Genomic DNA, 25546 nt, shown 5'->3' on the forward strand with positions numbered 1-25546 from the left:
GAACATTTATGGGAACAGCAAGTGTACAAACTTCAATTGCTATTATCTTTATAAGTTTGTGTGTGGGATTTCTCTCTTTTTATTTTATAGGCGATTTATCAAAAAAGAAAAAGAAAATCTATATAGGTGAATTAGTATCGCAAATTACGAATTTTGTCCTTTTTATGTGGCTTGGTAAAATTCTATTAAATCTTTCTGTCTTTTTAAAAGATCCATTGGCAATTTTAGCATACCCAAGTAATTCGAATGCGGTTTATATTGCTGTTCTCTTTAGTTTTTTTGCAATTGCTATTAAATCCAAACGACAAAAGATTGATATCATTCCATTTCTAAATGCTTTTATACATGTGTTTTTAATAACGTCATTTTTGTATGAATTCATTCAAATTGTATGGAATAACAATACATATTCAATTAGATACCTTGGCTTACTTGCCGTGTTGATTATTACGTTCGTTGTCATGCATGCACGTGTAACAATCTATAGGCTAAATATAATCATGGCAATTGGTTGGACTTTAGGTACTTTTGGATTGACATTTGTGATGCCGTTTATGATGGTATTCGGCTATACAATGGCTCCGTGGTTTTTGGGTTTAATTTTTGTGATTTGTTTGATAGTAATCATTTTAAAAAAGGAAGAAGGTGTCGTAAATGGGCGGAATTGAAGCAGATACGATGTTAGTGGTGGGAATGTTTTTAGCAGTAGGGGCAGGTGCATTATCTTTTTTATCGCCTTGTGTGTTACCGATTTTTCCGGCGTATTTATCGTATATCACCGGAATTAGTGTTAAAGAACTGCAAGGAAATCATGACGTTAAAATACGTAGTAAACTATTAAGCCATTCTGTGTTCTTTTTGTTAGGCGTTTCACTTGTCTTTATTAGTTTGGGTGTCGGGGCATCATTTTTAGGACAATGGATTCAAACGTTATTAGTAGGTGATTCTGGATTACTAATACAGCGATTAGCCGGAGTGTTCATTATATTTATGGGGCTTTTTGTTGGAGGTTGGATCACTATTCCAACTTTAATGAAAGAAAAGCGTTTCCAATCTTCAAAAAGGCCAGTTGGCTATTTTGGAACTTTTTTCGTTGGTATGGGATTTGCTGCTGGATGGACACCGTGCATTGGCCCGATCTTCGGATCCATTTTATTTTTGGCGGCAAGTAACCCGGGTCAAGGTATTTTGTATACAGTGATGTATGTCATTGGTTTTGCCTTGCCATTTCTGATCCTGACCTTCTTCCTCGGATCAACCAAATGGATTGTTCGCCATAGTCAAGTGATTATGAAAACAGGAGCCATTATTATGATTCTTATGGGCTTGATTTTATTTACTGGTCAAATGCCACGCATCACCGAATTTCTTCTTAAATTAGTGCAAGATACATGGTTTGAAAAGTTAGGATAAAAATGGAGGTAATAAGAAATGAAAAAGGCAATAATTATTTTTATTGTAGTGGGAATGCTTGGGTGGGCTGTATATGAGTTCATACTTTCAGCTGATGAGGGAGGCAATATAAAAACATCTGAGTATGAAGATGCTAACATCAAAGAAGAATCCGTTGAATCCAATGAAGTGGGGATTCGTAAAGGGCAAATAGCTCCAGATTTTGAACTTAAGACATTGGATGGTGAGACAGTAAGGTTGTCTGATTACAAAGGGAAACGGGTCATGCTAAACTTCTGGGCAACATGGTGTCCGCCATGCCGTGCAGAAATGCCTGATATGGAAAAATTTAAGAGGGATAAGGATGTACAAATTTTAGCTGTAAATTTACTTGGTACGGAATCAAGTCTAGAAAACGTTCAAAATTTTGTCGACGAACTGAAGTTGACTTTGACTATTCCTTTGGATGAAAAATCTGCTATATCAAATCAGTATCAAATTGTAGCTTATCCTACCTCATTTATGATTGATTCAAATGGTCGTATCCAATCCGTTGTAATGGGTGCCATGAATTATGACTTTATGGTCCAGGGATTTGAAATGATGCAATAGGTTCCTTCTGTCGTGTAAACTAGTAGTGGGGTGATTCGTGTGAAACAAACTATTATGGTTGTCGAAGATGATAAAATGATTCGGGAATTAATTGCGATTTATTTGAAGAAGAATGGTTATGAAGTTGTGGAGTCAAGTGATGGAGAAGATGCGAAATCAGTTTTTCTGGAACATCAGCCATGCCTATTAATATTGGATTTAATGCTCCCCAAAATAAGTGGCGAGGAATTTTATGAATGGATTCTTAAGCAAGAACAAAATAATGTATCAGTTATTATGCTGTCAGCTAAAGCAAGAATTGACGATAAAATTTCAGGGTTAAATTTAGGAGCAGATGCATATATGACAAAACCATTTGACCCAAACGAGCTTATCGCGCAAGTAGAAGCAGTTTTACGCCGCACAAGTCACTTTTGTCAAAAGATTGTAGCTGAAGGGCTATGTATAATGCCGAAAAAAGGTCAAGTTTTGCTTTACGGTAAAGACATTAAATTGACGAAGTATGAGTTTAGTCTTCTTCATTACTTTATGCAAAATCCGAATATAGTTTTGTCACGAGAACAGCTCATTACGATGATTTATCCAAATGAGGAGCATACTGTAATGGATCGAACCATCGATGCGCATATAAAGAAGCTTCGTGAAAAGATTGAAGATTTTCCAGCGGAACCGAAACGAGTACAAACCATCAGGGGAATGGGGTATAAATTTGTCGCGAATAAATAACTATTTTTCCACATTAATCCCTTCTGGATTCCTTTGGCGTTTAACGTTTTTAAACATTTTAGTTATAGTGACCGCGACGGCCATCAGTGGATGGGCTATCTATAATACAGCCTGTTCTCTGGTAGCTGGAGTGGGAGATCTAGATGGCAGGACCCAACAGCGATTTAACAGTACACTTCTAAATTACTTATGGATATTCATGATTGCTGCTGCTTTTGTGGGAAGTTTACTACATTTTTATTTAATAAAACGCTTAATCAAACCAATCCGAAGCTTGATTCAATCTACAGAAAAGCTGAAGCTCGGAGATTACCCGGAACCCGTGCAAGTTAATAAACAAGATGAAATTGGTCAATTGGTTACACAATATAATGGGCTTATTGCACAGTTACAAACGAATGAACAACAACGAAAAAAACTAGTCTCCGATCTATCCCACGAAATAAGAACTCCTTTGTCAAACTTAAATGGTTATCTGCAAGCATTGAAGGATGGAGATATAGTCGGCGATAAAGTCCTGTTTGCATCCCTTCATCAGGAATCAAACCGATTATCACAAATGATTGAGCAACTTGAACAATTAAAGGAATGGGATTACTTATCCACCCAATCGGTTGTAAAAAAAGAAATGTATGAAATAGAAAGCCAATTAACTCAATGTGTTGCAATGTTTGATAGGGCTTTGATGCAGAAAAATATACCGATACAAGTAGAAGTTGAATCATGTAAACTATATATTAATATTGAAGGTATACAACAAGTCATCAGCAACTTGCTGGAAAATGCTATGCGATATTATGAAGGAATCGGGCCAATTTTAGTAACAGGGAAAAAACAAGGAAAAGGTTATTGTATTTCCATAACAGGACCCAGTAATCCTATACCAGTTAACGAAAGGGAAAAGGTATTCATGCGGTTCTACCGACTTGATTCTTCTCGTAGCCGATTGACTGGTGGTTCAGGATTAGGACTTGCGATTTCAAAGGAAATCGTAGAACGCCATCATCAAGGCGAGATAGGAATTGAAACGACTGATAATAGTAATACATTTTGGATTGTTTTACCGAGATGATAAAGTGAAATAGAAGGAATAGAACAAATCAATAGAGGTGGCGAACATCGCGATAATAATTCCATCCAAAACGAAACACCAATTGGAAACAGAAAAGGCAGGAAGAGTTATGCGCGAGTGGAAATCCTACTTAGAATGGGAAGAAGCAAATAGGCACCACATAATAGAAAGAGAAACAGAAGAACAGAGCTTGTCACGGGGCGAATTCGAATGGCTGAATGAATGGATGAGCGAAGAAAAATGATTAACATAGAAGTTGATCAAAAAAAGCTAAAAGAGCTTTACTTTCAGAAAATAGATGATATTGAAGAAGAAGGGTGGAAGTAGTCATACTTTCCTCTCTTCTTTTTGATTAAAAATAGGTAACTAAATATGATGAATGATAAAAGAACAATTGAAATGTTACTACAAGTACTTTCAGTTTTTTGAAAAAGTAGTGAATAAAGAAATTGATTATATCTACTTCAAAGATGGTTCTTACCATGAACTTGTTTTTAAATCGCAAATGTTTAATATTATGCACTTGTGTGGTATGGAATACCAAGATCCAAAGAGTAAGAATATGGTGAAGCCATCGCAGATTTATGTAGCTCTCAAAGCAAATTAGATATCAACGGAAGGAATTTTATGGAAATCATTCACTGTTCAGAAGTTGCAGATTATCAATTGTCTAGAGGATCTTACAAAATACACTGTTAGTATAAGCGATGGGAGTACTGTTTATTTGAATCTGTCATTCGAAAAAAGTAAGTCATTATAACAATGCTCGTCAAGAAAAGACTTTACACATATTATACACATTGAATAGAAGAAACGCAGGTGTTTTAGGGTTTAAAGACTCGTAAAAACGTCCTCCTGGGACGTTGGCAAGAATATGTTAATGGAATAAGAAATAAAAAAAGACCGTAAACATTGAAATATAATGTTTACGGTCTTTTTTTAGTATTGAAGCAAAAATTATTCACAGCGAATATATGTATTTGGCTTTGTCTAGGTTTCATTGAACTGGAGAGGCCCTTAAATCTTCAGGCGGTTGTCAGTGGAAGAGTAGTGTTAGTTGGAACGAGAAAACCGATGAACGAACATAAGGTTTCGATTTTGGATTCAGTATCGTCTATGGAAAGTCTAGAAAGAGATGGAAAAATCAGCAATGCTAATTGCTGTAGATCAAAAGCTTGCTGGTGTCGTCGCAATAGCCGATATGGTGAAAGAAACTTCCAGAGAAGCGATTGCCAGAATGCAAGATTTGGGTCTTGAAGTGATTATGCTGACAGGTGATAACTAACGCACTGCGGAGGCCATTGTTCGTCAAGTCGGTTTATCTTATGTCATTCCGGAAGTGGTACTAGAACAAAAAAGCGATGAAATTAAAAAATACAAGACCAAGGTAAGAAATTCGCTATGGTCAGGGACGGGATCAATGATGCACCCGCCCTTGCAATGGCAAACATTGGATGGCGGTTGGAACAGGTATGGATATCGCTATTGAAGTGGCAGATATTACATTGATGAGTGGAGACTTAAATAGCGTTGCAGATGCCATTTTATAAGCCGTGAAACGATGTGCAATATTAAACAAAACTTGTTTTTTGCTTTCTTCTACAACACGGTCGGAATTCCAATTGCGACAATCGGTCTATTAGCCCCTTAGGTTGCCGGTGCAGCAATGGCGTTCAGTTCGGTATCGCTCGTATTGAATGCATTGCGCCTCCAAAAAATAAATTTAAAAAATTAATGAGAAAAGCCTGTGGCAACTCCTTTATGGGTTGTCAGAGGCTCTTTTATTTAGTACATAGGTACGATTTGGACTCTGAAGAAGTAAAAGAAGAAAGAAATGTTCATTTGCATAAATTCATATAAATAGTGTCCGAAATAAAGACGCTGTCTTCTAATAGTGTGTGAAGTACATACACATAATGCTTCCATGTAAGTGAAGTACGACCTTTTGAGCAGCGCTTGCTAAAATATTTACAAGATAAGTATTGGTATATGTACGAAAAAGGGTAGATGCTACTAGAATTACTAGTAATATCGACCTTTTTTCTATAATTTTGATTGATGGCATGAATATTGCATTATGTAATAGGTGTAAAGAAAAAGTAAAAGGGGTGTGATTGATTTGTTACGTAATTTGAAGATATTAGATTTCTCAGGATTACTACCTGGACCTTATGCGACGATGATGCTCGCTGACTTGGGGGCAGAAGTCTTGCGGGTAGAGTCACCAACGAGGCCCGATTTAATTCGAACATTTGGAGGAAAGAATTTTGCGGCACATGGTTTCCTAAATCGTTCCAAACGTTCAATCGCACTCGATTTAAAGAAAGTGGAGTCTATCGAAATCGTCAAGAATTTGGTGAAGGAATATGACATTGTGTTAGAACAATTTCGCCCCGGCGTTATGGAGCGACTAGGGTTAGGTTATGAAGTACTGAAAGAAGCGAACCCACAACTAATCTATTGTTCACTTACAGGGTTTGGTCAGACGGGTCCATATCGTAATCGTCCGGGACATGACATTAATTATTTATCGATTGCCGGATTGGCAGATTACTCTCGACGCAAAGGGGAGCGTCCAACCCCTCAAGCTGTACAAATTGCGGATGTAGCTGGGGGCTCTCTACATACTGTCATTGGAATATTGACAGCTGTATTGCACCGAGCGCAGACGGGAGAAGGGCAATCTATCGATGTTAGTATGACGGATGCCGCATTTGCGCTCAATGCTCTTTTTGGACCGGGTTATCTTGTTGATGGAGTGGAACCCAAGGCAGAACGAATGATGCTGAATGGCGGAAGTTATTATGACTATTTCGAAACAAAAGATGGTCGCTATTTTTCAGTTGGGAGTGTTGAGCCTGCATTTAGAAAGCAGCTATGTGAGGCGATTGGTCACCCCGAGTTACTTTCGGTTGCGATGAGTCAAGCACCTGCTGATATGCATTCGTTTACGGAGAGATTAAAAAAAGCTTTCCTAAGCAAAACCTATGATGAATGGTTACCCATTTTCGAAGAATTTCAAGCGTGTGTAGAACCCGTATTACCGTTTAGCGAAGCGTGTGGGCATCCACAAATTAAGGCAAGGGAAATGGTGATCGAAGTACCTAAGTCTGATGGAACTTCACAATCGCAAATCGCTCACCCGATTAAATTCTCAAAAGGAAGTCCGAGCTATAAACACGTGGGTGGGAAGCTCGGGGAAGATACAGTCGATGTATTTGAAGCATTGGGTTACAGTGAGGAACAAATTGCAGAATTGAAAGAAAAGGGTGTCTTCTAAAAGACTGAAAATATCAATTTGGAGTAGTGCAATGCTAGATGGATAGCTAACTAGAAGGGAGAAATATGACGATGAAAGCGAAAGTACTTGGCGTAAATATGGTGAAATTTAAAAAGCCTGGGTTGAGTGATCCATATGAAATGATGGCAGCAAAAGCGGTTCAAGGTGCATTAGAAGATGCAGGAATTGAGTATCACGATATTGAACAAGCATATGCAAGTTACGTTTTTGGGGACAGTACTTGTGGTCAAACTGCATTATACCAAGTAGGGATGACAGGAATTCCAATTATTAATGTTAATAATAATTGTTCATCGGGCTCCACTGCTTTGTACATGGCTCGCCAGGCAGTCGAATCCGGTGAAGTAGATTGTGCTTTGTCAGTTGGCTTCGAAGAAATGAAACCTGGTGCTTTAGGAAGTATCTGGAATGATCGCACGCCCCCAATGGGGTGGGCAGTAGAGCGATTGATTGAATTGAATCCTGACTTACCGGAGGCTCCTCTTGCTTTGAAAATGTTTGGAGCGGGTGGAAAAGCATATTTGGAAAAGTACGGAGCCAATCCGAATATTTTTGCCAAAGTAGCAGTGAAATCCAGAAGTCATGCTGTGAAAAATCCGTATTCAATGTTCAATCAGACATTAACGGTTGAGGAAGTAATGAATGCGCCGACGCTATTTCCAACGCTCACTCGTTTGATGGCGTGCCCACCAACTTGTGGAGCCGCCGCAGTCATTGTATGTAGTGACAGTTTTGCTAAAAAGCATGGGATATCCAACGCAGTAGAGATCCTGGGTCAGGCAATGACTACGGATACAAACGTTAGTTACGATGATCCGATGACCCTTATTGGAACTGAAATGACGAAATGTGCCGCACAACAAGTGTACGAAAAAGCGGGGATAGGTCCTGAAGACGTGGATGTTGTTGAACTTCATGATTGCTTTACCCCCAATGAAGTGGTTACTTACGAAGGATTAGGACTTTGCGGTGAAGGGGAAGCAGAACAGTTTATCAATGATGGAGATAATACGTATGGCGGGAAGTATGTCATCAATCCTTCAGGCGGATTAATGTCGAAAGGACATCCCCTTGGTGCAACTGGTCTTGCCCAATGTACAGAGCTTGTATGGCAATTACGTGGTCAAGCAAATCAGCGTCAAGTTGAAGGTGCGAAAATTGCACTCCAGCATAATCTCGGTCTTGGAGGAGCCTGTGTCACAACGATGTATCGCTTAAACTAATGGATGGCAATTTCACTCGAAATGTATTGGTAGGCATTCATTTTCTATCTAAATATTCACAAGAAAAAGTTAACTCAGGTTTCCTTTGCTATAATAGAAGTAAGTTATTTTTTATGAATAGAAAATAGCACTTCAATAGTAGAGTAGAAGGAGCCGAAAATCATGTTCGAATTGCAGAATCTGATAACCCCAGTAAGGCACTATCTTTTACCAGAAAGTACACTCCAACAAGCAATAGAATCAATGAAGCAAGCGCAGTGGAACACGATTCCTGTTATTAATGACTCCGATCAAGTTGTCGGTGTGTTTACGAGAACTAGCCTCTATGATGCACTGCTTGAAGGAAAACCAATGGATACAATGGTTCGTACTTTGATGAAAAAAGACGTAATTACGTTCCTTTATGACTCGAGTAACGAACTAATGCAAAATAAGCTTCAAAATTCGAAGGTAGGTATGGCAATTGTTGTCGATGAAGAAGGAAAAGTAGTTGGTCAGGTCACTAAAACTGACATTATCTTTTCATTGCTGGAAACAACTAAATCGCTTCAAAAGCGACAGGAGGAAATCCTGGATATTTCAGGGTTAGGTGCACTCGTTATCGATCGACATCATCGAATTATTTATAGCAACCCTAAGTTTTGTCTGATGAGTAATTATAAAGAATCCGAACTACTTCACACGGACATTACGACAGTCATTTCCAAAATTCAATTGGAAAGCATGCTCCAATCCAAGCATTATCGGCTACGCATTGGAGAATTTAACACGTTAGCCCGTATTTCTGTACACGAGATGTCTCAAGATGAAACGGGGCATATTATTCTTTTTCAAGACATTACGGATGTAGAGAAAATGGCTCAGGAGTTACAGACTGTATTGAAATTGAAAAGTATTATGCAAACTGTTATTAATAACACCTACGATGGGCTCATTATGATTGATGAATTTGAATTGATAACGTTTATTAGCCCGTCTTTGCAAGAACTATTTGAATTGGAAGAGGAACAAATACTCCATCGGTCAGTGAATGATATCTTTCCTCAATTGGAATTATCAAAGGCAATAAAATCAGGTATCTCTGAATTTAGCGACATGATGGAGATAAATGGGATTCGTTATACAGTGCATCGCATTCCAGTTTACCAGGATGACGAGATGATTGGTGTCATTGGAAAGATTTCATTTCGTGGATTAAATGAAATGGAAGAAGTGTTTAAGCGATTTGAGAAAAGTGAAATGAGTAAGCAGAAAGTAGCAACAAAACAACGAGAAACAACAAAGTTTACGGTTGACCAAATTATTACACAGGACGAGCAGATGGAAAAAATCATTCGCTCCATTTTTAAAATGGCGAAAGGAACGTCTACAGTCCTTATCCGCGGAGATAGCGGGACAGGAAAAGAACTGTTTGCTCATTCTGTTCATAGTAGCAGCGCAAGAAAAGACAAGCCATTTGTCATTGTGAATTGTGCTGCCATTCCAGAACATCTACTGGAGTCTGAATTTTTTGGATATGAAGAAGGTGCTTTTACTGGGGCGAAACAAAAAGGGCAAAAGGGGAAGTTCGAGCTAGCAAACGGCGGTACTTTGTTTCTGGATGAAGTGGGTGATATGTCATTGCAACTCCAAACAAAGATGCTTCGAGTCCTACAAGATAAAGAATTTTACCGAGTAGGTGGAGTGGAGCAGATTCAAGTAGATGTAAGAATAATCGCGGCAACAAATCGTCCTCTTGAAGAAATGGTGGCAAGTGGTGAATTTCGAGAGGATTTATTTTATCGTTTAAATGTTATTTCATTTGAGATTCCTCCATTGAGACAACGGAAAAATGATGTTTTATTGCTAAGTAAATCGTTTATCAAAGATTTAAATCGTTTAAATGGGGTCAGCATTACTGGCATTGATCCGTTGGCTGAACAAGTGATGATGGATTATGATTGGCCTGGAAATGTTCGTGAACTTCGCAATGTACTAGAACGAGCAACGATTTTTGCAGACCATGGAAAAATTGAACTCGAGGACTTACCACAATATGTTGTGAATAAAGTCGGGATGCCAGCAGGAATTGAACATGAAGAAACAAAAATATCGTTATTAGAAACGGCCGAAAGAAAAACGATTGTAGAGGCGCTAGAAAAAACAAACGGTAATAAATCACAAGCTGCAATCCTTTTAGGTATGAGTCGATCCGTCCTTTATAATCGAATAAAAAAGTATCAACTTGATGGTTCTTAATCTTTTCGGAGGAGGGGATGAAAGTATGTATTTCGATGAGTTTACAGTCGGGTATGTGTACACGACAGATTCCTATTTAGTATCAAAAGAAGAAATTATAGCTTTCGCGTCTCGCTATGATCCACAGGATAACCATATGAATGAGCAGAAGGAAAAAAATGGCCCTTTTAAAGGAATTATTGCATCAGGTCTTCTTACATTAGGTATTGCTACAAAATTGGGCATTAAATTACGGAGCATGACGGAGAATTTCATTTGTGGTGTTGGGTGTGATGATGTTCGATTTTTACAACCGGTTTATCCTTCTGATATGTTGACAGCACATATTGAAGTCGTCGAATGTACCCCTCACAGCCCAAAAAATGATAGAGGATTTGTTTCATTTTTGTATAAGATTAAAAATCAACGTGGAAAAGTAGTCCTGACCTTTCGTTTAACAGGTTTACATGAGCGTGATCAATCTTTATTGCATGCCTAAATAACAGTCTAGCAATCAATTTCTCTATCTACATTACTTGAAGAATTTAAAAATGTTGCTAAGCCGGTCGGTGCTAGCAAGGAATATTTTTAAAAAATGTATTCAAATATGAGGAGGGTGTAAAGATGATATTCACTAAAAGTTTACTATATGCGGCCAGGACGTATCCAGAAAAGTTAGCTATTATTGACGGTAAACATAAATTTTCCTACCGTGAATTGATTAATCGAACGGCAAAACTTAAACAATCACTTCAAGGGAAGGGTATAAAAAAAGGAGATCGTGTAGGCATGTTGATGCTGAATGATTTTCGCTATATCGAGTTAATGTATGGGGTAACTGCACTTGGCGCAATTGTAGTACCACTTAATATTAGATCGAATCCCGAGGAACTTGCATTTATCTTAAATAATGCGGGTGTAACTATTTTATATATCCATAAAGAATTTCTACCCGTTGTTCCTTATTTGAAAGGAAATGTATCTGGAGTTCGCCATTTCATTCTTGCTGAAGATGCCAAACTGATGGAATCGATTGAGTCTGATGACATTGAATCCTATGAAAAGTTAATCGATGCACAGCCCGATGGAAAGTTAGCGTATGAAGGAGTCGATGACGAGGACATTGTTGGTATTTTCTATACAGGTGGAACGACGGGACGACCTAAAGGAGTTATGCTTACGCATAAAAATTTAACGGTCAATTCCTACCATATGCTGGCTAATATAAAATGTGCCGAAGATGATGTTTATCTTCATGCTGCGCCTATGTTCCACTTAGCAGATCAAGCTTCAACAAATCTATTTACGATGTTAGGGGCAACGCATGCAATCATTCGTATGTTTACACCACAAGGCGTACTTCAAGCGATTCAAGATGCAAAAGTAACTGTTTGTACGCTTGTGCCAACGATGCTAAATTTTCTTTTTCATGATCCTGAATTTCAAAACTACAATCTTAGCTCACTTCGAAGATTGACTTATGGCGCGTCTCCGATGTCGATTGCTTTGCTAAAAAAGTCACAAACCATGATGCCACACGTAAAATTTAACCAAGCATTTGGAATGACGGAAACAGCTCCAGTTCTCACGATATTGAAAGAAAAGGATCATATTATAGGCGGTACAGAGAAAGAAGAGAAACGACTCACTTCCTGTGGGCAAGCGGTGCAAGGCGTCGAAATAAAAGTAGTGAATCCCGAGGGAAATGAAGTCCCAAATCATCAAGTCGGAGAGCTTATCGCAAGAGGTGCGAATATTATGAAAGGGTATTGGGATTTACCAGAAGAAACAGCACATGCGATACGAGCCGGTTGGTATTATACGGGGGATCTCGGTTACAAGGATGAAGACGAATATTATTATATTGTGGATCGGGCAAAAGACATGATTATTACAGGTGGCGAAAACGTGTATTCGATTGAAGTAGAAGAAGTGCTATCGAGCCATCCGGCTATATTAGAGTGCGCAGTGTTCGGTATTCCAGATGAACGTTGGGGGGAAACTGTAAAAGCTTGTGTCGTCTTAAAAACGCCTGATTTAGTTACAGAAGAAGATATTATTTCATTTGCCAAACAACATTTGGCAACTTATAAAGTTCCGAAAACAGTTGTTTTGTTAGATGAACTGCCGAAGAGTGGTGCGGGTAAGATTTTGAAACGAACATTGCGTGACCAATTCTGGAAGGGTTCTAGGAAACTTGTCAACTAATTTTGGCAACGTAAAGGGCATTTACAGTGGCAAAAAACATATATGAAGCGGGAGCATCCTATCTTCCCGCACGGCTAAGTAGCGCCTCCAACATAAGTGATTGTTGGTAGGTGTTTTTTTGCGTAAAAACTTATGTGTAAATGTAATATTCATATGTAAGTGAGCGACTTTATTAATCAGCTGATACCTAATCAATCATATTGTATGAAATTCAAACACTGTCTTTTCATATTGCACGAAATTCAAACGCATTTTATAAATATTGAAAAAGAAATATCTGAAAATACATAAAACAATTAGGTGGTAATAAAATATGATTTTGGACTAGCTGCTAGTAATCAATAGTTTCTAGCCTTTATTTTGATCGATTCTATCAATAGTGTTTTTTATGGCACGAATATTGCATTATGTATTAGGTGTAAATAAAAATAATAACTGTGAAGGGGGCATAAAAAAGTTTTGAATATCTAATGAGAAATATGCCAGCATTTACGTGAATCACGGGAAAACGACAATTAACGAAAAGGACGGTGTGCGTAATGAAGGTTAAAAATATGCAGATGGGTTTACAAGTGTTTGCTGACGAAAAACCTCATGAAGTCGCTATTGTCTGTTATGAGCAAGCATTAACATTTCTAGACTTGTATCACCGTGTAAATGCTATAGCAAATTCTCTATTGGAATTAGGGGTAACAAAGGGAGATCATATCGCTGTCTATATGCGAAACCGACTGGAAATGCCAGAGATTTACTACGCAATTTCAGTTGTAGGTGCTGTATGTCTACCCATTAACTACATGCTAGAAGGAGATTCTCTATCAGGTCTGCTGAATGGATCCGATGCTAGATACGTTTTTGTAGAAGGAGAGTTACTTCCAAAAATTGAGGTCGTTAAAGACCAGCTATCGTACGTATCCAATAAAACAATTATCGTACTAGATGCGAAGCCGGAAACACCCTTTAGCAATTACGAATCAATGCTTCAGCATGGTTCTACAGAGGACCCGACTGTCTTGGTAAATCCGGATGACACATTTAACATTATGTTTACCTCAGGGACAACTTCTTTGCCGAAGGGAATCGTAATCGATGGCGGAACAACATTTAAGCGTGTGCATTGTTTCACAGAAGAATGGGAAATGAATTCTTCGTCGGTCACATTGATAACGGTTCCCCTCTATCACAGTGTAGGTCTTACCTTCAGTTGGCTCTTACCTTTGTTGGGTTCCAGACTTATCATTATGCGTGAATTTAACCCTAAACTTACGCTGCAATGGATAGAAGATCACCAAATTACACATGCCTTTTTTGTACCGACGCAATATCATTACTTACTACAAGTGCCAGAATTAGAAAAATTCCAATTCTCATCCTTGCAATTATTAATCGCAGCTGCCGCACCTTTATCCGCAGAAATGAAAAAGCAGATTGTTGGCAAATTCAGATGTGACTTGACTGAGTTCTTCGGAAGCTCGGAGACATCGGCTTATATTACTCTAAGACCTGAAGATGTCATAAATAAAGCAACAAGCATTGGGAGGAAATTAAAGGAAAAGGAAGTGGAAGTCAGGCTGATTGATGCGGATGGCAACGATGTTGGTCTAGGGGAAGATGGCGAATTTGCGATTCGCAGCCCGTATCTATTTAGTGAATATTATAAATCTCCTGAGCAAACCGAAGAGACCTTCCTTCCAGGCGGTTGGTATTGCACGGGAGACATGGGCAGAATAGATTGCGATGGCTTCTATTATCTTCTTGACCGGAAAAAAGACATGCTGATTAGCGGTGGCGTGAATATCTATCCAAAAGATATCGAAGAGGTTGTACAAAGGCATCCAGCTGTAGAAGAAGTGGCTGTTATAGGGATTCCAAATGAACGATGGGGAGAGGCAGTTAAAGCCTATATCGTGTTGAAAAAGGATCAGTCATGTAGCGCAGAAGATATGATGCTCTTTAGCAATGAGAAATTGGCCAACTTCCAAAGAGTTAAAGAGGTGGAATTTATTGATGCATTGCCGCGTAATCCATCGGGCAAAATACTCAAGCGTCAGTTGAGAGAAAGAAAGTAACTTTTTAGATGGGATATAGGGAGGGGAATTTCTTGTCAATCACACCGTTGTCGAAAACAAAGTACATGACGGTAGCTGTTAAAGGCAGAGTAGCAACGGTTTCTTTTAACAGACCTAAATCGATGAATGCTTTTACCCTGGATATGTTTGTGGAATTTCATCAGTTATTAAAAGAACTGCGCGTTACTAAATCAATTCATATTATTATTTTCAAAGGAAATGGAAATGCTTTTTCTTCGGGTGCGGATATTAAAAGTATGTCCCCGGACTTGGATCTTGAAACAATGATGGATTTGGTTAGTGAAATTGCTGTAGCCTTATACACGCTTCCGAAAGTGACAATTGCAGCGATTCATGGTGCTGCTGCCGGCGGCGGGTTAAGTTTGGCACTGGCTACCGACTATACAATCGCCCAAACAGACAGTAAAATAGCAATGAATTTTAACGGCATTGGATTAATACCTGATGTTGGGGCTCATTACTTTTTACTTAAAAAACTGGGAGAAGCGAAGGCGAAACAAGTCATTTGGAATGCGAGCGTACTTTCCGCCAGCGAGGCTTTTGACATTGGGATGATTGATGAGCTCGCGGATGATTTGCAAGGAGCTGTCGAAAGGCAAGTAGAAAAATGGCTAGCAAGTCCTATACAACCTCTAATTCAGTCAAAACAAATTTTCACTGAAGTGAACTGTGAAGAGTTGATTCACATTTTGAAACTTGAAAAAAATGGTCAGATTAAAATGAGACAAACATCTGATCACTTAGAGGGCATACAAGCATTTATAGAAAAAAGGAAACCAATATTTAAGGGTGAATGAATTCTTGGGAAATAGGAAGGGGAGATGAGCGGTGTCTACTAAAAAGGCTATTAAATTTAAACCAGCTTCTTTTAATCTATTTAGAAAAGAAAGGCCTTTTTACAATGAAGAGCAAGAGATGTTTCGGATTTCCCTACGTAATTTTATCGAGCAAGAAGTTACGCCTTATTTTAAACGATGGGAAGAAGATTGCATTGTGTCTCGTGAATTGTATAAAAAATGGGCGAACAAGGTTTTCTTTGTCCACAAGTAGATCCTAAGTACGGCGGGTTAGGACTTGATTTTGGATTTAACTTGATTTTATCGGAAGAGTTGAGTCGAATCGGGGGAGGGACTGCTGGGGCAATTTACATAGCTCCATTGTCGTTCCTTACTTGGAAAGATACGGTACGGAAGAACAGAAAAACAAGTATTTGCCGAAATGTGTGAGTGGCGATCTAATTACCGCCGTTGCCATGTCAGAACCAGCCGTGGGATCTGACTTGTCAGGTATAAGTACAAAAGCGGTACGGGATGGAAATGACTACGTTATTAATGGGCAAAAAACATTTATTACAAATGGTATTAACGCGGACTTAATTTTCCTTGCTGTCAAGACGGATCCAAAAGCAATTCTTGCTCATAAAGGCATAAGCATGATACTTATTGAAGGAGATACACCCGGCTTTTAACGCGGACGCAATTTGAAAAAGATGGGTGCATATTCTCAAGATACGGCGGAACTGACTTTTGAAGATGCTCGTGTCCCTGTTGCCAATCTACTCGGTGAAGAAGGTAAAGGGTTCTATTATTTGATGGATAAGCTACAACAAGAGAGATTGATGTGTTCGAATGGAGCATTAGTCGTCGCACAAGAAATGCTGCAGACAACGATGAATTATGTGAAGGAAAGGCATGCTTTTGGGCAGCCGATTAGTTCATTCCAAAACACGCAATTTGAAATTGCAGAAATGGCAACAGAGCTAACTGTGGCACGAACGTTCTTGGATGACTTATCAACCCGGCATATGAACGGGGAAGCAATCGTAACGGAAGTTTCTATGGCGAAATGGTGGGTTACGGATATGGCCAGACGAATGTCCGCAAGGTGCCTGCAACTTCACGGTGGCTATGGATATATGGAGGAATCCGACATTGCTCGTCGTTATCGCGAAGTGGCAGTCATGCCGATTTATGCAGGTTCAAATGAAATCATGAAAAATAGCATTGCAAGAAATCTTGGACTGTAACTTATTTTTAGTAAACTTATACTAGGGAGAGATGAAAAATGGAAATTACAAACAGTGTTGCTGTCGTTTCAGGTGGATCTTCAGGTTTAGGAGAAGCTACGGTAAGAGGTATTGTTGGACAGGGTGGAAAAGCAGTTATTCTTGATTTAAACGAGGAACGCGGAAAGAACTTAGTTGAAGAACTAGGAGAAGACAATGTACATTATGTACAAACAAACGTAGCAGACGAGGAATCGGTCCAATCGGCTTTAAATCAAGCGGTGGAACAGTTCGGGAAAATCACTGCGACCATTAACTGTGCAGGAATTGGCAGTGCTCAAAAAACATATGGTCGAAAAGGTCCGTTCGCATTGGATGTTTTCAAGAAAACGGTTGAAGTGAATTTGATTGGCACATTCAATGTCATTCGTTTAGCAGCAGAAAAAATGGCTCAAAACGAACCGAACGAAAATGGAGAGCGAGGCGTCATTGTCAATACAGCTTCCGTCGCTGCATTTGAAGGGCAAATTGGGCAAGCGGCATACAGTGCGTCGAAAGGAGGAATCGTTGGGATGACGCTTCCGATTGCAAGAGATCTAGCAGAATACGGCATTCGTGTCTTGACGATAGCACCGGGTTTATTCGATACACCATTACTTGGCAGTGCTCCTGAACCAATGAAAGAAGCTTTAGGAGCAATGGTTCCATTCCCGAGTCGCTTAGGTCACCCAAGTGAATACGCTCGTCTTGTTAACAGTATTATTGAAAATCCGATGTTAAACGGTGAAGTCATTCGTTTAGACGGCGCGATTCGCATGCAACCCAAGTAATTAGATGAAAAGATGCGTAGACCAACAAAAAAAGATGGGGTGATTAGTAATGTCTGTTGTAAAAGTTGAAAAGCAAGACAAGATAGCGATTGTAACAATTGACAATCCGCCGATGAATACAATGAGCGAAGAAGTGATACAAGCACTAGGAGAAACATTCGCTAAACTGAACGCGGATAGTGAAGTACTAGCCATTATTATTACAGGTGCTGGAGAACGAGCATTTATGGCTGGGGGAGAGATCAAAGATTTCCCAGAAAAAATGGGTAATTCGAATTTAGTACCAGAATTTTTAAAAACACATAAGATCTTAAATAGCATTGATTTCTCACCAAAACCAACGATTGCCGTCTTAAACGGGTACGCACTGGGGGGCGGCTGCGAACTTGCACTAACTTGTGATTTACGCATTTCGGAAGAGCAAGCATTACTTGGCGTACCGGAATCGACGCTTGGCTTGCTCCCTGGTGGAGGTGGAACACAACGTTTACCTCGACTCATTGGAGAAGCAAGAGCTAAAGAGTTAATGTTTACGGGAGAACATATTACGGCGGAAGAAGCTTTACGCATTGGATTGGTCAATCGAGTTGTTCCAAAAGGTGAAGGATTGGACGCAGGGCTCAAATTGGCGAAAAAAATCTGTCGGAACTCACCTACTGCGGTGAGAAATATTAAAAAGGCGGTAGATGAAGGTCTTGAATTACCGTTTAACAAAGCAATCGAAAGAGAAGCTGAACTGTTTCAAGAATTGTTTCTCACAGAAGATGTAAAAGAAGGCGTGCAAGCATTTTTAGAAAAGAGACGACCTGAATTTCTAGGGAAATAAAGCATCATAAAAAATGGATTGACAAACATATCTTATAGTATTTTGTCACTAAGTATAAGGCAATTCCAATCGTAGCGATGGCGTTCAGTATCAGTCGTATTGAATGCATCACGCCTTCAAAAAGTAAATTTGGGAAATTAACGAAAAGAGCCCGTGGCAACTCCTTTATGGATTGCTACAGGCTCCTTTTTATGGAGTTTTGTTATTTAAAATCTCGTGGAATATGTAAAATTTTCTTGCCAAGTAGATTTATTATTCATGGAATCGAACTAACTTATGTACATCAATACGAACCCCTGTGTGTCATTATTCTGGAGTAACCCTTCGTATATTGTTTAAAAGATATCGATAAATCCTCAACTTAGGAAAATAAATTTAGTATATAAGTTGAATATATGAATCCGGTTTTATAATCTCACACAAAGACGAATAATAACATCGTCGTGTCGTTGGTTGACATCACGAATAAATTCCCAAACCTTTAAAGTGATTTTTTGAACACTTGGGAAAAAGATATTATTAAAAACAGATTCCTTCAACCATTTCCATAAGCCCTCTACAAGATTTAGTTGCGGGCTATAGGGAGGCAGAAAAACAAGTTCAAGTCGAGATTGATTCTCTTTGAGAAAAGGTTGCAGGTACTTCGCATGATGAATGCGTGCATTGTCCAGAGTCATAACGATTTTTCCTGAAGGATAATGCTCAAGAACTTTAGTTAGGAAGCCTAGAAAAGCGACTGCGTCATACTTTTCTTCCTCGATGCAAAATATTTCACCGGTTTCATAATCTAATGTGCCAATCAATTTCACGCCTTTATGCTGCCCATATGTTGGGATCAGTCGTTGCTTTCCTTTTAAGAACCAGGTCCGCTGAATCGCTTGGTAATCACGAATCATTGATTCGTCATCAAAAAGAAGGTGGTCAATTTCTTCATTTATAAGTTTTTTTTAGCGCAGGGAATGTTTCTTCTACAAATAGCCTCTGCTTTTCCGAATCTGCCTTTTTGAGGGTATAGGTAGGACGTGTATAGCTGAGTTCAAGCTGATGTAAATCGCCGGACATCCCGCGTAATGAGTAGGAAATACTCCATTCATTTTTAACAAATTCAACGATGAGCGCAAGCGTCCAGTTATATCAGGCTGTAAAACCAACATCCATAGGGACTTGAGTCGATACAATTTTTATTAGAATGGTCTTTTGTTCCTCCGATAAATTTGATGGTTTGCCGGTGGAATGTCCAAGGTTAAGTCCATCAATCCCACTTTCTTTATAATTCGCAATATAGATCCCAACGGTTTCGAAAATTCGGCCGATTAATCTGGCAATCTCTTTCATTTTATAACCGCTTAAATAAAGAAAGATTGTTTGGTAGCGCTCAAAATGGCCACGATCCTTAGTGGTTCGCATAGCTTCTTTAATTTCTACAATTTGATTTTGGACATTCATAAGTCATCAATCCCTTCAGGGTGTTTTTATCCCTATACCCGTTTAGGAGATGTAGGAATCTTTAATTCAACTTATATAGTCGGATAAAATATGTACATAGACTCTAAAGTAATTATGGCAAATAATTTTGCAAAGATTGCAGTTATAATAGCCAAAGTTATTTTTGAATCGAATACAGGAATAGTTATTTTCCAAAAGGTGCTACGGCTGCAATAAATCATAATAAATATATATGCTCTCCCGTTAATTATTGTAAAATTTTAGTGAGGACCTTTTGATTCTTTCGATTTGAAATTTTATAATAGAAGAAACAGATCTCATCGGAAGAGGTGGCATATATGGCGATAATAATACCTTTCCAAACTAGGCAGCAACTAGAAACAGAAAAGGCAGTTAAGGTTATGCGTGAGTGGGAAACCTACTTAGAACGGGAAGAAGCGAATTGGCACCAAGTAATAGAGAGGGGAAACAGAAGAAAAAGACAGCTTGTTACAGGAAGACATCAAGTGGCTGAATGAATGGATGGTCGAAGAAAAATGATTACCATGAAAGTTGATCAAGAAAAGCTAAAAGGGCTTTATCTTCAGAAAATAGATGAGCATTTAAAAGAACTTGAATCAGTAGTATTTTTCGTGAATTCAAAGCAACTAGCTACATATTTAAACATGTCTTGGAATACGATTGTAACCCACATTTTATACGATGAAGAATTTCCGAAGATACGCCTAGGGAGCAAGTGGCTGTTCTATAAAAAAGAAGTTGGTAAGTATATGGAGAGGTATAATAATGAAGTTCGTAAAAATGGTGGAAGTATCGTATCTTATATACGAAAGTGAAGATGAAAAAACATTGAGATTATTATACACAAGAAAAGAACTCACCATTATCAGTACAAGGGTAAGGGGGTATTGTTATATGTCCGCTGAGGAAACTAGAAATTAATCGTATCAAAGCTTGTCGAAGGAAATAGGGCAAGTCTGTCCAGAATAGAGTAGAGGCTGGGACACAACCTCAAAAGGTATGAAGGAGAAGACACTTTCATAGCTTTTTTAATTCACTGAAACGTATTTATAAAGTTTAATTCGTTAGTAATCAAGAGTGTACCGAAGCGGAAAAAGGCCGACTCCTGCGGGATTCAGCGCGAATGTTGAGACCCCGCAGGAGCGCCAGCGACGAGGAGGCTCAAGCGCGCCCCGCGGAAAGCGTGCCTTTTGTAGCGTAGGGGAACGGACTGTTTTTTAAGTTTTGTCCCAGCCTCTACTCTGTTTTTATTCCATTATTTGATATTTTTTAATTTTGGCATAAAGCCATGTTCGACTGGCGCCAAGAATCCGACTTGCTTGTGATTTATTTCCTCCAGCTTCCTGAAGAGCCGTTTGAATAAGTTCTTTTTCAGTTTTTTCCATCGAACTGATATAGGATTCGCTTGTAATCTTCTTGGGGGTAGACAGTTGATGCTCCGGTTGTTCGTTATACACATGTAATCGTGCATGGATGGAATCAGGAAGTTGTTCAATATCGATATAGTGATTCTGTGTTAAGTTAGCTGCCCTTTCTAATAGGTTTTGAAGCTCACGGATATTCCCGGGCCAATCATAGTTCAACAGTTTCGTCAGTAAGGAATGGGTGATGCCATTTAAATGGAACCCGAATTGATTGAGATGGAAAATTATGGAGTCGACGATGTCAGGCATGTCCTCCATCCGTTCACGTAAGTGTGGAATTTCAATCCGCATGATATTTAATCTGTAATAAAGATCTTCCCTGAACTTTCCTTCCGCAATGAGCCTTTCCAGGTTCTGGTTAGTTGCAGCAATGATTTTAGTGTCTAGCTGAACAATTTGGTTGCTGCCAATTGGTTCATACTCTTTTTCTTGCAGTACCCGCAACATTTTTGTTTGAAGTTCTAACGGCATATCACCGATTTCATCGAGAAATAAAGTGCCGTTTTGAGCCATCGCAAACTTCCCTTTTTTTCCGCCCTTTTTTGCACCAGTGAAAGATCCTTCCGCGTAGCCGAAAAACTCAGATTCGAGCAATTCATTCGGGATGGCCGCACAATTTACTTGAACGAACATACCTGTCTGTTGGGAGGCCGCATGGATGCCATGTGCAAATAACTCTTTCCCCGTTCCGCTTTCGCCAAGTAAAAGCACGGTTGAGCGGCTGCGCGATGCTGCCAGTGCCTCCGTTTTTGCCCGGCGAATCGGCTGCGAGTCGCCAATGATGTCAGCCAAGGAGTATTTAGTTCCCCTAATTTCATTCAATTTCTTTTGATAATAGGTGATCTGCTGTTCTAGCTTATTCACTTTTTGTAGCGCTCCCTGTAATTGAATCAATCCTTGGTAGGTGATTTTGCAAATGGCTCCGACATTTATGTTCTCATCTTTTATTGGTAATACAGTAATTAACGATTGCGTTTCTCCAATCAGCTTTGGAACATTATTCAATACCACCCCTGTTCGTACGACCTCTTCTAGACCAAGATTCGGAAAGGTTTCGGTAATGGATTTTCCCAACAAATCATTTCCTGTCATGTTATAAAGATCGCAAAATCCTTTGTTGACCATTGTGATTTCCATCTACTTATCCACAAGAATAATGCCGTCATATGCTAATTCCACGACGGATCGCAGTTTTTCCTCCCATTCTTTTGAAAACTCTAATTCACTTGCCGTTTCCTCGAGCTTTGTCATGTCTTCCATCAAGACCACTAATCCGGTCAATTCATTATTTTCTATTATTGGATAACATTTGATAAATAGGCTATGTCCGTTTAATTCTAATTTTGTTTTTGCTTCAACTTCTTTATTTAGCAGAACACGATTCAATAGTTTGAGAATCGTTTCGTCAATATCCCGTTCACCAAATGTGTAATTATCCGCGGACAATTGTAGAAAAGAATTGGCCAACGGATTGATGGAGATGATATTAAAATGCGTATCGACTGAAAAAAGCCCGAAATTCAAATTATGGAAAATCAACCCCAATTCTAATTCCATTCGACCATAAACTTTATCGTACAAATAGAGGATTTCGGAAGTGGACATGATACCAATGGGTTCTCGTTTTTCATTCAGGACAGGCGCGTGTCCTAACTGATTTTCTAAAACACGCTCCGTTGTCGGTTCGGACCCGACGCTTATGCTGACAGGTCCAATCGAAGCGACCAGAAAAGTATTGAAAAAAGCTGGTCTATCTATAAAGGACATCGATACCTATGAAGTAAATGAGGCTTTTGCTCAAGTTCCTCTAGCCTGGTTAAAAGATGTTGATGCTGAATATGAAAAGTTAAATGTTGACGGGAGAGCCATTGCTTTAGGGCATCCACTCGGAGCGACAGGAACAAAATTACTTGTTACGTTGTTGAATCGTTTAGAACGGAAAAACGAACGATTTGGTTTGCTTGCCATCTGTGAGGGAATGGGGATGGCGAATGCCACTGTTATTGAAAGATTGGAGTAGGACCGCTTTTAAATCATTCCAATTTCAAGTATATTATTTTAAATAAGATAGGAAAATATAATACTTAAGACTGCCACAATCAATAAGATTGTGGCATTTTTCACTACTGTGGCATAACTCACGACTGAAATCTCAGTCATTAATGCATTGGTCAGTCTTGGGGATTGCCGTTCATAATTCCTATAAAGATTCTCCTTTGAATTTGTTATTGCTTACAAATTTCATTTTGTGAAGGAACCGGGATTTTATGCAGCCCAACTTTTTGGATGAAAACAGTGACAGGGATCCAATCCCCTTGTCACCGTTTAATATAGTGGTAAATATTCCCCGCCAGCTGAATGTTAAATAATTGTTGGCCATCTGTCAGGTCGGTTGAAAGAATTTCTTCAATACGTTTCAGGCGATAATTTAGCGTATTCGTGTGGACGTGAAGGGCGACGGCGGTTCGTTTGATGTTTTGGTTTTGACGCAAATAAGTAAGTAGTGTTTGCAACAAGTCTCCTTTTCGGGCTCGTTCGTATTGAATGAGCGGGCCGATGACTTCGTGGACGAAATCGAGCAGTTCTTCTTCTGAATTCCGTAAGATGAAACGTTGGATGCCAAGATCTGTGTAGGACAGGGCGCGTTCTTCGAAATGGTAGTTTTTCATGAATGTAATGCATTTTTCAGCTTCTTTGAATGATTCGTGGGCAGCGGCGAGGTTTGGTTTCATTCTGCCGATGCCGATGGTGATGTCGAGTTCGCTGTATGTTTTATCGATTTCCTGCTGCAAATGCAAGGCGAGTTCTTTAATGCTGCCTGCCGGGTTTGCTGTCTGCAGTTTGGCAGGGTAGGAGAATAAGGCGGCGAGCTTGTTTTGGTCGATAAGCGCGGCGCCTTGCGAGTTTTTTCCTAGGAAGTTATTATTCGTCATATAGAGCAGATTGTTGATGACGTTTTCGCTTATAGCTCCGCGCTGCAATTTGTCTTTGTTTTCGACGCTAATGATGACGGCGATGTAGTTGCGGTTCAAGTCGAATTGCAGATTTTTTGCCTGCTTCATTAATGTTTCATCAATTGCCTGGCCGGATAAAATTTTTGTCATGAATTCGTTCCGCAGACGCTGCTGTATTTCGTAGACAGCTTGTTCTTTGACGAGCACGAGCGTGAGGAACGTGCAGATGTGTTCGAGCGCGTTGATTCCGACTTCTCCTATTGGGTCTTTTGAGATGATGATGAGTGTGCCGAGCGGCTTTATTTTCGATTGCAACGGCAGCGCGATGACTTGATATTTTTCAAGGCCTAGTGTGATTTCAGAGACGCTGTACGGGCTGTTGAGCGACTGGTCATTCAGTTGCACAAAGCGTAGTAGTTCGCTGTTCATCTCTATTGAAACGGGCGCGCGGCAGGCAGAAGCCGTCAGTTCGCCTATCTCATCGAATAAGAAAATATGCTCGCCGATTGTTTTGTAAATATAGTCGATAATGGACTGAATTCCTTCCCCGTTGACGACGAGATTGGAGATGTTGCGCTGCGTTTCGATCGAGCGGGACAGCAGCTGGACGGTCTTTTTCTCTTTATGATAAATATTCGATTTTTCGAGTGCGATAGCGGCTTGCTGGGCAATCGCCTCTAACAGCTGCATATCTTCTTTTTTGAAATGAAGCGATTTATCGAATGAATCAAGCGTAATGACGCCGATGCAGGTTCCTTTCAATAAAATCGGTGATGAAATGACTGAAGTGAAGTGGAAGTTATTCGAAATAGATTCATCGAGCAGCGTCCGATTGCAAGGAGTAAGTGTATCAAGCGCCTGTTTGATTTCTTCTTCATTTTTAAACACAAGCCCTTTTTCCGCTTGAAACGTCATGCCGGTCATCGATTCGCCGCTGCTTAATTCAATCGATTTAAAGATTTGCGGATAAAACAAGCCGTGCGCGGATTTGGCCACCAGGCGCTGTTTCTGCAGGTCGAAAACCCAAATGGAACCGCCTCCTGCTGCGTCTACTGCGGAAATCGCTTCACCTATAATCAAATCGAAAATCGTTTCGATGTCTAATGAAGAGTTAATGACAGTGGAAACATGTACAAGAGATTTGAGCTGCCGGTGAGTTAACGTATCTTGCATAATCTATCATCCTAACTCTATAGTAT

At 39.5% G+C, this 25546-nt stretch carries 20 protein-coding genes and 4 pseudogenes; 20 read left to right on the forward strand and 4 right to left on the reverse strand.

The window, feature by feature from the left end:
- Positions 1–8 precede the first annotated feature (8 nt).
- The 17 genes and pseudogenes from CSV67_RS00805 (at position 9) to CSV67_RS00890 (ending at position 18502) form a co-directional block, all read left to right on the forward strand.
- Entirely contained in the window at positions 9–668 is a 660-nt protein-coding gene (locus CSV67_RS00805; RefSeq protein ID WP_099629733.1) for a hypothetical protein, read from the forward strand.
- Positions 655–1413 (forward strand): cytochrome c biogenesis CcdA family protein, encoded by a 759-nt coding sequence (locus CSV67_RS00810; RefSeq protein ID WP_099629734.1) that lies wholly within the window; start codon positions 655–657, stop codon positions 1411–1413. The genes CSV67_RS00805 and CSV67_RS00810 overlap by 14 nt, the downstream gene beginning before the upstream one ends.
- 18 nt (positions 1414–1431) lie before the next feature.
- Positions 1432–2004: a TlpA disulfide reductase family protein gene (locus CSV67_RS00815; protein ID WP_099629735.1), complete on the forward strand. Its 573-nt coding sequence runs from the start codon at positions 1432–1434 to the stop codon at positions 2002–2004.
- A 39-nt stretch (positions 2005–2043) separates the two neighbouring features.
- The gene (locus tag CSV67_RS00820) at positions 2044–2730 is read left to right on the forward strand and encodes a response regulator transcription factor (protein WP_099629736.1); all 687 of its coding nucleotides are present in this window, start codon (positions 2044–2046) and stop codon (positions 2728–2730) included.
- A gap of 199 nt (positions 2731–2929) precedes the next feature.
- Positions 2930–3802, forward strand: a complete 873-nt coding sequence (locus tag CSV67_RS00825; RefSeq protein ID WP_233192513.1) for a sensor histidine kinase — start codon at positions 2930–2932, stop codon at positions 3800–3802.
- Between the two features lie 37 nt (positions 3803–3839).
- Entirely contained in the window at positions 3840–4046 is a 207-nt protein-coding gene (locus CSV67_RS16595) for a hypothetical protein (protein ID WP_099629737.1), read from the forward strand.
- A 779-nt stretch (positions 4047–4825) separates the two neighbouring features.
- Positions 4826–5537: pseudogene (locus tag CSV67_RS16505) on the forward strand (HAD-IC family P-type ATPase); the annotation flags it as partial.
- Positions 5538–5915: 378 nt separating this feature from the next.
- On the forward strand, positions 5916–7082 hold the full coding sequence (locus CSV67_RS00845; protein ID WP_199173109.1) for a CaiB/BaiF CoA transferase family protein: 1167 nt from the start codon (positions 5916–5918) through the stop codon (positions 7080–7082).
- Positions 7083–7147: 65 nt separating this feature from the next.
- A complete protein-coding gene (locus tag CSV67_RS00850; protein ID WP_099629740.1) occupies positions 7148–8326 on the forward strand; it encodes a lipid-transfer protein in 1179 nt (392 codons plus the stop codon).
- Between the two features lie 162 nt (positions 8327–8488).
- Positions 8489–10564, forward strand: a complete 2076-nt coding sequence (locus CSV67_RS00855; protein ID WP_099629741.1) for a sigma-54-dependent Fis family transcriptional regulator — start codon at positions 8489–8491, stop codon at positions 10562–10564.
- 25 nt (positions 10565–10589) lie between these two features.
- Complete coding sequence (locus CSV67_RS00860) at positions 10590–11042, forward strand: MaoC/PaaZ C-terminal domain-containing protein (RefSeq protein WP_158232852.1); 453 nt, start codon at positions 10590–10592, stop codon at positions 11040–11042.
- Positions 11043–11167: 125 nt separating this feature from the next.
- Positions 11168–12751 carry a long-chain-fatty-acid--CoA ligase gene (locus CSV67_RS00865; RefSeq protein WP_099629743.1) on the forward strand — a complete coding sequence of 528 codons (1584 nt, stop codon included), beginning with the start codon at positions 11168–11170 and terminating at the stop codon, positions 12749–12751.
- A gap of 539 nt (positions 12752–13290) precedes the next feature.
- The gene (locus CSV67_RS00870; protein ID WP_099629744.1) at positions 13291–14820 is read left to right on the forward strand and encodes a class I adenylate-forming enzyme family protein; all 1530 of its coding nucleotides are present in this window, start codon (positions 13291–13293) and stop codon (positions 14818–14820) included.
- Between the two features lie 8 nt (positions 14821–14828).
- The gene (locus tag CSV67_RS00875; protein WP_099629745.1) at positions 14829–15638 is read left to right on the forward strand and encodes an enoyl-CoA hydratase; all 810 of its coding nucleotides are present in this window, start codon (positions 14829–14831) and stop codon (positions 15636–15638) included.
- 118 nt (positions 15639–15756) lie between these two features.
- Positions 15757–16867, forward strand: a pseudogene (locus CSV67_RS00880) (acyl-CoA dehydrogenase family protein).
- 38 nt (positions 16868–16905) lie between these two features.
- Positions 16906–17676 (forward strand): 3-hydroxyacyl-CoA dehydrogenase, encoded by a 771-nt coding sequence (locus CSV67_RS00885; RefSeq protein ID WP_099629746.1) that lies wholly within the window; start codon positions 16906–16908, stop codon positions 17674–17676.
- Between the two features lie 49 nt (positions 17677–17725).
- Positions 17726–18502, forward strand: a complete 777-nt coding sequence (locus tag CSV67_RS00890) for an enoyl-CoA hydratase/isomerase family protein (protein ID WP_099629747.1) — start codon at positions 17726–17728, stop codon at positions 18500–18502.
- A gap of 407 nt (positions 18503–18909) precedes the next feature.
- Here the strand turns inward: CSV67_RS00890 and CSV67_RS00895 are convergent.
- Positions 18910–19948, reverse strand: a pseudogene (locus CSV67_RS00895) (IS630 family transposase).
- A 338-nt stretch (positions 19949–20286) separates the two neighbouring features.
- On the opposite strand from CSV67_RS00895, the gene CSV67_RS00900 reads away from it, so the two are divergent.
- Together CSV67_RS00900 and CSV67_RS00905 are read left to right on the forward strand one after the other, a co-directional pair.
- Complete coding sequence (locus CSV67_RS00900; protein ID WP_099629748.1) at positions 20287–20466, forward strand: hypothetical protein; 180 nt, start codon at positions 20287–20289, stop codon at positions 20464–20466.
- A gap of 27 nt (positions 20467–20493) precedes the next feature.
- Positions 20494–20784, forward strand: a complete 291-nt coding sequence (locus tag CSV67_RS00905; RefSeq protein ID WP_158232853.1) for a MerR family transcriptional regulator — start codon at positions 20494–20496, stop codon at positions 20782–20784.
- 432 nt (positions 20785–21216) lie between these two features.
- Here the strand turns inward: CSV67_RS00905 and CSV67_RS00910 are convergent, their stop codons facing one another.
- Both CSV67_RS00910 and CSV67_RS00915 read right to left on the reverse strand, forming a co-directional pair.
- Entirely contained in the window at positions 21217–22530 is a 1314-nt protein-coding gene (locus CSV67_RS00910) for a sigma-54 interaction domain-containing protein (RefSeq protein ID WP_099629750.1), read from the reverse strand.
- Positions 22531–22950 (reverse strand): transcriptional regulator, encoded by a 420-nt coding sequence (locus tag CSV67_RS00915; protein WP_143560668.1) that lies wholly within the window; start codon positions 22948–22950, stop codon positions 22531–22533. It abuts the gene before it with no gap.
- Between the two features lie 109 nt (positions 22951–23059).
- Between CSV67_RS00915 and CSV67_RS00920 the strand changes: the two are divergent.
- A pseudogene (locus CSV67_RS00920) lies at positions 23060–23413 on the forward strand (steroid 3-ketoacyl-CoA thiolase); the annotation flags it as partial.
- Positions 23414–23711: 298 nt separating this feature from the next.
- On the opposite strand, the gene CSV67_RS00925 reads toward CSV67_RS00920, so the two are convergent.
- A complete protein-coding gene (locus CSV67_RS00925) occupies positions 23712–25520 on the reverse strand; it encodes a helix-turn-helix domain-containing protein (protein ID WP_099629752.1) in 1809 nt (602 codons plus the stop codon).
- Positions 25521–25546: the final 26 nt, after the last annotated feature.

The sequence above is a fragment of the Sporosarcina sp. P2 genome (assembly GCF_002743255.1).
Classification (GTDB): Bacteria; Bacillota; Bacilli; order Bacillales_A; family Planococcaceae; genus Sporosarcina.

Coding starts and splice junctions, on each gene's coding strand:
- CSV67_RS00805 (WP_099629733.1), top strand. CDS start 9: ATGGGAACAGCAAGTGTACAAACTTCAATTGCTATTATCTTTATAAGT.
- CSV67_RS00810 (WP_099629734.1), top strand. CDS start 655: ATGGGCGGAATTGAAGCAGATACGATGTTAGTGGTGGGAATGTTTTTA.
- CSV67_RS00815 (WP_099629735.1), top strand. CDS start 1,432: ATGAAAAAGGCAATAATTATTTTTATTGTAGTGGGAATGCTTGGGTGG.
- CSV67_RS00825 (WP_233192513.1), top strand. CDS start 2,930: ATGATTGCTGCTGCTTTTGTGGGAAGTTTACTACATTTTTATTTAATA.
- CSV67_RS00850 (WP_099629740.1), top strand. CDS start 7,148: ATGACGATGAAAGCGAAAGTACTTGGCGTAAATATGGTGAAATTTAAA.
- CSV67_RS00855 (WP_099629741.1), top strand. CDS start 8,489: ATGTTCGAATTGCAGAATCTGATAACCCCAGTAAGGCACTATCTTTTA.
- CSV67_RS00860 (WP_158232852.1), top strand. CDS start 10,590: ATGTATTTCGATGAGTTTACAGTCGGGTATGTGTACACGACAGATTCC.
- CSV67_RS00865 (WP_099629743.1), top strand. CDS start 11,168: ATGATATTCACTAAAAGTTTACTATATGCGGCCAGGACGTATCCAGAA.
- CSV67_RS00870 (WP_099629744.1), top strand. CDS start 13,291: ATGAAGGTTAAAAATATGCAGATGGGTTTACAAGTGTTTGCTGACGAA.
- CSV67_RS00875 (WP_099629745.1), top strand. CDS start 14,829: ATGGGATATAGGGAGGGGAATTTCTTGTCAATCACACCGTTGTCGAAA.
- CSV67_RS00885 (WP_099629746.1), top strand. CDS start 16,906: ATGGAAATTACAAACAGTGTTGCTGTCGTTTCAGGTGGATCTTCAGGT.
- CSV67_RS00890 (WP_099629747.1), top strand. CDS start 17,726: ATGTCTGTTGTAAAAGTTGAAAAGCAAGACAAGATAGCGATTGTAACA.
- CSV67_RS00900 (WP_099629748.1), top strand. CDS start 20,287: ATGGCGATAATAATACCTTTCCAAACTAGGCAGCAACTAGAAACAGAA.
- CSV67_RS00905 (WP_158232853.1), top strand. CDS start 20,494: ATGAAAGTTGATCAAGAAAAGCTAAAAGGGCTTTATCTTCAGAAAATA.
- CSV67_RS00910 (WP_099629750.1), bottom strand. CDS start 22,530: ATGGAAATCACAATGGTCAACAAAGGATTTTGCGATCTTTATAACATG.
- CSV67_RS00915 (WP_143560668.1), bottom strand. CDS start 22,950: ATGGAATTAGAATTGGGGTTGATTTTCCATAATTTGAATTTCGGGCTT.
- CSV67_RS00925 (WP_099629752.1), bottom strand. CDS start 25,520: ATGCAAGATACGTTAACTCACCGGCAGCTCAAATCTCTTGTACATGTT.